Below are 374 nucleotides of genomic sequence, written 5' to 3'. Positions count from 1 at the left end.
GAACCCAAGATCAAGACCCTGACTCAGAATTGAGAACGAGGGATGCTCGCTCTGGTTGTTGACGATGGCTACGTACTCAGCATGATAGTCGCTTGTAGTTTCCAGCAACCTTTGCAGCTTATATAGCCAGCGGCTTCCTTCGTACTTGGCGTCGAGGTCCTGTAGCTCATGAGCGAGCGTATCTGCTATGTCCTGATCTACGCCTCCCCATCTTGATGCTACCGATACCTGCATATGTTTGTCGCGCTGCGGAAGCTCAACGCTTACTACCCGATGGTGATTTGGGAACTTCAATGCCCATTGGCCTTTATACCTTGAGTTGGTATGGTGGCCGGTTGCCACGCATCCGGAATCGAATACGGGCAACACTGGCG

1 protein-coding gene is annotated in these 374 nt (G+C 52.1%); it reads right to left on the bottom strand.

Going from position 1 to position 374, the window contains the following annotated elements:
- Positions 1 to 374: hypothetical protein (locus tag AC1RPN_RS08610; protein WP_481763778.1), on the bottom strand; the 374-nt coding region annotated here is incomplete at both ends.

This window comes from Dellaglioa sp. CoH-57-MRSF-20 (genome assembly GCF_056781955.1).
The sequence above is the reverse complement of the archived record's forward strand: the minus strand, read 5'-3'. Positions and strand labels throughout refer to the sequence as shown.